Here is a 6,564-nt window from a genome sequence, read left to right on the forward strand (position 1 = left end):
GGTGCCCGAAGGTCTTCCTGTCAGCAATCGCCCTCGCAGCACTCGTTATCTATTGGCTATGAGTCCTGACCCTAAGATCTATTGGAACAAAGGGCTCAAGGCGGACATTCGAAAGTCAACAATAAGGAGCGAACTTTGGCGGACTGGTTAACTTTTTTGGCTTGCTCGCAACGCTTATCGGCGCGGTGATAACCGCTTGGGCGGTAATTCTGAAGCCAGAAGATGCGGCCCGGATAGGTGTGTCGCGTATGAGTGGCCCAAGCATAGAAGATCAGCTAAGGCTGCCGATGGTTCGAAACCTTTTGGCAGCTTCGCGTTGGGCTAAAAGAGGATTAGCGCTGATTGCTTTTGGGACTTTCCTGCAGATGGCACCTGTGGTCATGCGCATAATCAGCAGTTCACTATAAGGAGCAGAAGTGCTTGGCATCGAATCTTGGTTACCGAAAGACTTGATTTACAAAGTCGGGTGTTACGCGCAAATGTGCGCGCACATAGAGCACGCGCTGTGGACGTACTATATTGGCGAACATCAGGTTTCTGAAAACGATGTTGATCAGGCAAATCATCTAATGGGCCTGCGTCTCGAGATTTCAAATCTACTTAAGAAGCTCCAAAAATTTGCGGAAAAATCCAATGGAAAATTGCCTGATTCTGAGGTCAGGTTGCTGGAGAGAATTGTTCGCGAAGTGAAGGAGGGTCTTCCCATCCGAAACCGGATAATTCATGGCGCGCTGGTTTCGGGTCGCGATGGAGATATCCGATTGCTTGGGCATTGGCGTGAGCGCCCTGGGCAAAACCGCTACATGATGCACAAGGAACCCGTCACTGATGAGGAAATCGAAGAACCTTTGAGGATTGCCGATGAGGTCCTCAAAGGGGTTTTTGAGTTGTTGAAAATGGCGGCGGATCGGCAGGCCAATACTGTAGATCGACAATAAGGAGCAGATCAAATTGGGTAGTTGCTCATGAATGTTTCCAGGGGCCTATTCAGATGTTGGATGCTTCTATCGTCGATTTGGGTAGTCCTAGTCTTTGTATCGTTGGGGATTTTTCAAGATACGCAGACGGTCTTCAATGGAAAAACCCAGCCGACAAACTTGGCGGCTTCTGACTTGAAGGTAGTCGAAGGGAACAGCGGCTTCCTTACTATCCAACATGGTACCACGAAATTCGAAGTACAAAAGGATGGTGTTGACCTAATCAAACAGAAGGATCGCGACCGTGACGACCTGCTTGAAGAACTTGCCCCCCATTTTAATGAACAGGCCGCTGCCAACAACGCTCATATCACGAAGGCAAGAACAGCCGTCCGCTTCAGCATTGCAGCCGCTGTATTGCCGCCAACACTTCTTCTAGTTTTGGGATTTGGAATGCTCTGGGTGGTTCGTGGTTTTCGGAAAGACGTTCAACAATAGGGAGCGAATGTCGGCTGTGCGGACAAAATTAGCTTTCGCTGCGCTTGCACCAATGACCGTTTTTTCTGGTATTCATGGCCCAGTTTCTTTGCAAAACCCACGTCCAAAATGGTCTATTTTGCAGGCACCAAAAGATGTGTTTTTGGTCGAGCTAGTACCGAATTCAAGGTGCAAATAGATAGCTAAGCTAAAGCCAGATAGATATCTAGAACTCTTCAAATTCCGGGACGTTGCCAAGCCGAATGAGGAAACTTGGTGATCCGACTTCGCCACTGTTCGGATCTTCACTGACCATGTAGGCATCGGCGCCAGCGCAATCGTCGGATTGCGCTTCTCTTTCTGCTCTGTTTTGTGCTTCCGCTGCCGTGGAGTATTCAAATTGCTTGCCAATTTTCAAGCTTCCTTGCCCTCCGCGTCCTGGCTTCTGTTCGACATATGTCTGGCAGATATAGTGAACTTTTTCTGAGCTCTCATCTGAGTTTGTCATGGCATATCCTTGAAACGAGTACGGGCGCTACTGATGCTTGAGATAAACAGTGCTCGCTAGCCGCTTTGTTTGTGTTTCGCTCAATCGAGTCGCGCGGAGAGGAGGGCCAACGATCATGTCACCGCTTTTTGGCGGGCTTCGGCGGACAGGCTTCAGATGGAGTCGTCGCATCCCTTTCGAGCCTAGTTTTGCGAAGCCGGGCGTTCTTGATCTGTCTTTGCTCTGCTTCTTCGTTGACCATTTCCCTAACGACCCGCGTTGTTTTGTCCATCGGCGTTTCCGCCTTGGGAACGTGTGCATTGAAGACAGTTGATTTTTTAAGCTTTGCCAATGGTTATTCTCCTATCCGTTTTCAACGGCGCATTTGTCAGTTGAGTATTTCAAATTGATGCCGGGTGATTGCCTGGTCCTTGAGAGACACGCGCGTGTCGTAAAGGACTGCGATGGAGCAGCTTTGTCTGAACGTCAGGAGCGGACATAGCTTTCATCAACGCACTATAGTTCATTTGGAATCTCATTTCCGATCCTACGCTCTGTGTCGAATGGGATGTGCCGATGACAAGATGATCGCTTGTTGCACCGATGAGTCTATTCCTGGGAGGCATAGAAAGCCCGAAAACGTCTGTATCTTGCTGACCAATGGCGAGAACTACTTGTGTGCTCTGTCCACTTTTTGGGACAAGGTGAAGTCTTTTGAATACCGGGTCGCAGATGCTCTGTGGGTAAGATGAAGGTTTGGACCCTGTTTCAATGACCTCGGCGACAAGCGTAAAGGCATCCGTATACATCCCGCCTATTTGATCTCCGGAAATCGGATCAACGCCCAGCAGTATTGCTTCCCCCAGCCTTAAATCGTTGATGCGACCAGCTGGGTGTCTACTTAAAGCCCAAGGAAGGTTGGCCGAGTTACCACCAGATACCATCTGAAGGAAGGGACCACACTGTCCTTCTATGTCATTTGCCAGGCCAGACAAGGTGTCCATGTCTGCGGCAATCGGGGCAATTCCGCTCAGACATGCGAAGTTCGCTCCGATGCCCTTCAGCGCGACACCTGGCATATCCACCACTTGTTGTGCAATTGAGCCTAGGTATTTTGGCATGATCCCTTCGCGTAGATCGCCCATCTCAACCATCAAGATAATGCCGTGAATGCAGCCCTTCCGGATCGCGGCGGCGGCCAGAGCGGTAATCACGAGGATCTCTGTGTTGTAGCTTGCCTCACAGTACTGGACGACCTGATCAACCTGGCTCAGCATTGGTGTACGGATCAAGGTGATCGGGCATGTCATGCCCGCATTGCGTAACTTCCGAACGTTGCTAAGACGCGCTTCTGCAAGTCCCACAGCGCCACCGTCCAGCATGGCCCGAGCGATGGTTGGATGCCCGCACACTGCTTTAGTCACACCAGTAACGCTGATGCCGCGAGTCTTGAGGCGCCCGATCACAGTCTTTGCATTGTGGCGTATCTTGCTCAGATGCACCTCAATGCGAGGTGTACTCATATCGCAGCCACAGGTGTGGGTTGATGCAACCCAGGATAGGCGGCGACAACCATTGCAAGCAAATACGATGCTGGCCGGCTGAGTACATCCGTTACAGGCAGCCCGAGTATTTGTGACTGTGCGGCGATAGTTTCGGTAATCTCGGCCTCAGACATCCCCTCGTGATTGAGCGTGACGCCGATGACTTTTGTGTCAGCAAACGCTTCGATGAGGGCAATCTCACTTGCAGGTTTAGGCATTGGCATATTGGGAAAATCACAGCGATGTGCGCGCTTTGGAGCGTGCTGAAGGATCACGGCGTCCGGCTGGCTGCCCCGCAGGATAAAGGCGGATGTGCAGAACGCCGGATGACTTAACGCCCCTTGACCTTCGATCAATATGACATCGGGTTGTTCAGCCTCGGAAGCGTCAACAATCGCACCTTCAAGCTCGCCGCAACAAAACTGCGGCGGCACGGCATCCATTGCCACTCCATATTTTGCACCCTGCATCAAACCCGTCTGGCCCGTACCAACAAGAACAGTCTTGATGCCCCTTGCGTTCAAAGCGCGGGCCAATACGGTCGCTGTTGTCCGTTTTCCAATGGCGCAATCGGTTCCAAGAACCGCTATACGCAGTGCCTTCACTCCTGCAATACTTCCGTCGAACAGGCGCATATCCTTGCTGGGTTTAGGTTTTCGAATATCGCGTATGGTGACTTTGCGTTCGACCGCAAAAGCCGCGATTTCTAGATCATCGCTCAGATATTCATGCAATCCACTGACGATGTTCATACCTAGTGAAATCGCGTCGAGAACAACGTCGCGATCTGTCGATGAGAGTCTCCCCGTAGATGGTGCCATCCCGTAAATGAGGGTATCTGGGATGACGGTTTCATGGGCGACAGCAGCGTCCAAACTTCTAAAGACCGGAATGTGGTTTACTGCATCGTCAAGAATCTGCCCGCTGTCTTCGCCGTCGTGGTTGCTATCGATGACAGACAGGATCCTGTAGGCCTCTGAATGACGAACAAGGCCATTAGCAGTTTTGCCATCAATGTTGGCGAAGTTACCTTGGCAATAGACAATCGCAGTTGTTGGCGAGACGATCTGAGTGGTAGAGGTTGATCTTATGGGTTCATCGCTGGTCAATGGCGGCGCTTGTGCACCGCTGACGGGACGACGGATAGTGTTAGCCGCGCTAAAGTCGGTTTTCATGATGTTTCCTTTTTGTGGTCGACACCGAAGGCAACGCTGCCGTCACCATTGGGTAATGAAGTCGAGAATATCGTGCCGCACGCTCAGTTATCGAGAATGCAAAGTCCCTTAGATAACTTGAAATTCTTGTTGCAGTCCCACCGGTTTCCGGACCTGTCGAGATGGGCATTCGCAGGAAGGTCTATTACGTCACAGCTCGCACCTGAGGCAGCGTATCCCCGCTCGCACTTCCATCCCGTTCCGTAACTTGCATCGTCAAAGAAGGCATGTTCAGGGATCACAACGGGCGCGCACGACCCATCTTGTGCAAAGTACCCACGTTCGCATGTCCAGGGTCGGCCGTATCCTGATGAATTCAGATACGCGTTGGCCGGGACTTCAATAGCGACGCAAAGGTCGTCCGATGCTTCGAACCCCCGTTTGCATTTCCACGCTGGCCCATAGGTAGTAGCTGCCAGGTAAGCGTTTGCGGGTACGACAATTTCTTGGCACGTGTCGTCGATTTTGAGAAAACCGCGAGAGCAATGCCAGCGCTCACCTGATGGATCAAGAAACCCGCCATCAGGTACAATCACCGCAACACAGGCCGTGTCATCCTTCTTGCGAAAACCATGAAGACATTCCCAACCAGAGCCATAGGTGCGGTTGGTCGGATACGCATTTGCTGGCACTATGACAACGGCGCAGACGTCGCCACTCAGCCTATACCCGGCGTTACATTTCCAGCCGTCACCGTAGCTCTTTGCAGTGCCATTTTCAGGCACAGGTTGCGATGTGGATTGAGCATATGCAGGCGTTGAAAACAGAAGCAGAGCACAGATTGGGAGCACAATCAGAGCCGCAATCATCTGAATGCCTGGTGACGGATGCGCTCCCCAGATCGCCTGACAGAGTTGCGGCATTGCCTTTGAGTTATGATCCATCCAGCTCAAGCCCCGCGATACAGGCATCTGCAAGGTCACGGCTTGGCGTTTCCGACCCCGGCAACGTAGCCCAACCCGTATCCATCATAGCCTTGCGGCGACTGAAGCCAGAGGCCTCTTGGAGGGTTACGATTATTTCTTCGCGCCTGGGGTCGGCCGCTGACCTGTTCAGGCAAACCGGCACCATCGCGAGCGTCACTTCTTCGCTTGCATGGTCCTTCGCCAATTCTTGAGCGCTGCCGCTGGTTGTCCAACCGCCCCAAGTAAAGCCAAGGATTGAGACCGCAATCGCACCACACAACGCACCGTAGATGCCTGGTTTCGTCCATTCTGGAAATGTCATTTTGGATCCTCTGGCGGAGAAAAGCGCCGCCGCGCTGTTTTGTGTCTTTTTGCGCGTTCTTATTCTCGCGCTAGGGCCGTTCCCAAGGCGCGATGACCGATAGGCGCAGTTCGAGCTACTGAAACTTCATTTGATCAACAGTTGCGTTGTAGTTCCTTGGCAAGCCATTGCTGCGTCTGATCACCACAACGGATCAACAAACGTCACAATCGATGTGGTCGTGCGCGATAACATCGGCAACCTTCCCAAACATCAGATCCCAATCAGAGGATGTGACAGCTGAATTTTCATGATGGAAGAACTTAGTTTACTCTGGCAGGCGATACGCCTAGGCCGCAGAAAACCAGAACTTTAGTAGACTTAACATAGCCACTTGGCGACGGTATTACAACGTTCATGGGCCCAACGCTTATTTCAAGACCCGATACTGATGAAAGCACTAGGCTCAACCCGGTATTCGCCTTGTGTATCGGAAAATCCGTGACCACTTATGGAGCCTCATTAGCATGCCACTCTGAAGCCGACATTCGCTGCATCACAGAAAACATGTAGTTTGGGCTCCTTGCGGCCATTCGAGGGGCAACGATGAGGAGCGATAGTTCGGCCACTGAGCTGCCGTTCGCTGCGGTCGCGACACTGATCACTTCAAATGGCAGGTGTGCGCAGAAGGCTGACTTCCGTAATGGGGTCTTCTCTGC

General features: G+C 51.8%; 7 protein-coding genes. 2 read left to right on the top strand and 5 right to left on the bottom strand.

Annotated features, from left to right (window positions below):
* The first annotated feature begins 416 nt into the window (after positions 1-416).
* Both AC2FLA_RS22150 and AC2FLA_RS22155 read left to right on the top strand, forming a co-directional pair.
* The gene (locus AC2FLA_RS22150) at positions 417-938 is read left to right on the top strand and encodes a hypothetical protein (RefSeq protein ID WP_496725380.1); all 522 of its coding nucleotides are present in this window, start codon (positions 417-419) and stop codon (positions 936-938) included.
* 60 nt (positions 939-998) lie between these two features.
* Positions 999-1,415 (top strand): hypothetical protein, encoded by a 417-nt coding sequence (locus AC2FLA_RS22155; protein ID WP_496725382.1) that lies wholly within the window; start codon positions 999-1,001, stop codon positions 1,413-1,415.
* Between the two features lie 205 nt (positions 1,416-1,620).
* Here the strand turns inward: AC2FLA_RS22155 and AC2FLA_RS22160 are convergent, their stop codons facing one another.
* The 5 genes from AC2FLA_RS22160 to AC2FLA_RS22180 form a co-directional block, all read right to left on the bottom strand.
* A complete protein-coding gene (locus AC2FLA_RS22160; RefSeq protein WP_496725384.1) occupies positions 1,621-1,902 on the bottom strand; it encodes a hypothetical protein in 282 nt (93 codons plus the stop codon).
* 118 nt (positions 1,903-2,020) lie between these two features.
* Positions 2,021-2,233, bottom strand: a complete 213-nt coding sequence (locus tag AC2FLA_RS22165) for a hypothetical protein (protein WP_050602979.1) — start codon at positions 2,231-2,233, stop codon at positions 2,021-2,023.
* A 49-nt stretch (positions 2,234-2,282) separates the two neighbouring features.
* Positions 2,283-3,404, bottom strand: coding sequence for an alanine/ornithine racemase family PLP-dependent enzyme (locus AC2FLA_RS22170; RefSeq protein ID WP_282171204.1), 1,122 nt, complete (start codon positions 3,402-3,404; stop codon positions 2,283-2,285).
* On the bottom strand, positions 3,401-4,600 hold the full coding sequence (locus tag AC2FLA_RS22175) for an N-acetyltransferase DgcN family protein (protein ID WP_083445192.1): 1,200 nt from the start codon (positions 4,598-4,600) through the stop codon (positions 3,401-3,403). The genes AC2FLA_RS22170 and AC2FLA_RS22175 overlap by 4 nt, the downstream gene beginning before the upstream one ends.
* Positions 4,601-5,512: 912 nt before the next feature.
* Positions 5,513-5,866 (bottom strand): hypothetical protein, encoded by a 354-nt coding sequence (locus AC2FLA_RS22180; RefSeq protein ID WP_050602976.1) that lies wholly within the window; start codon positions 5,864-5,866, stop codon positions 5,513-5,515.
* Between the last annotated feature and the right edge of the window lie 698 nt (positions 5,867-6,564).

This window comes from Ruegeria sp. CDSA033, assembly GCF_059612305.1.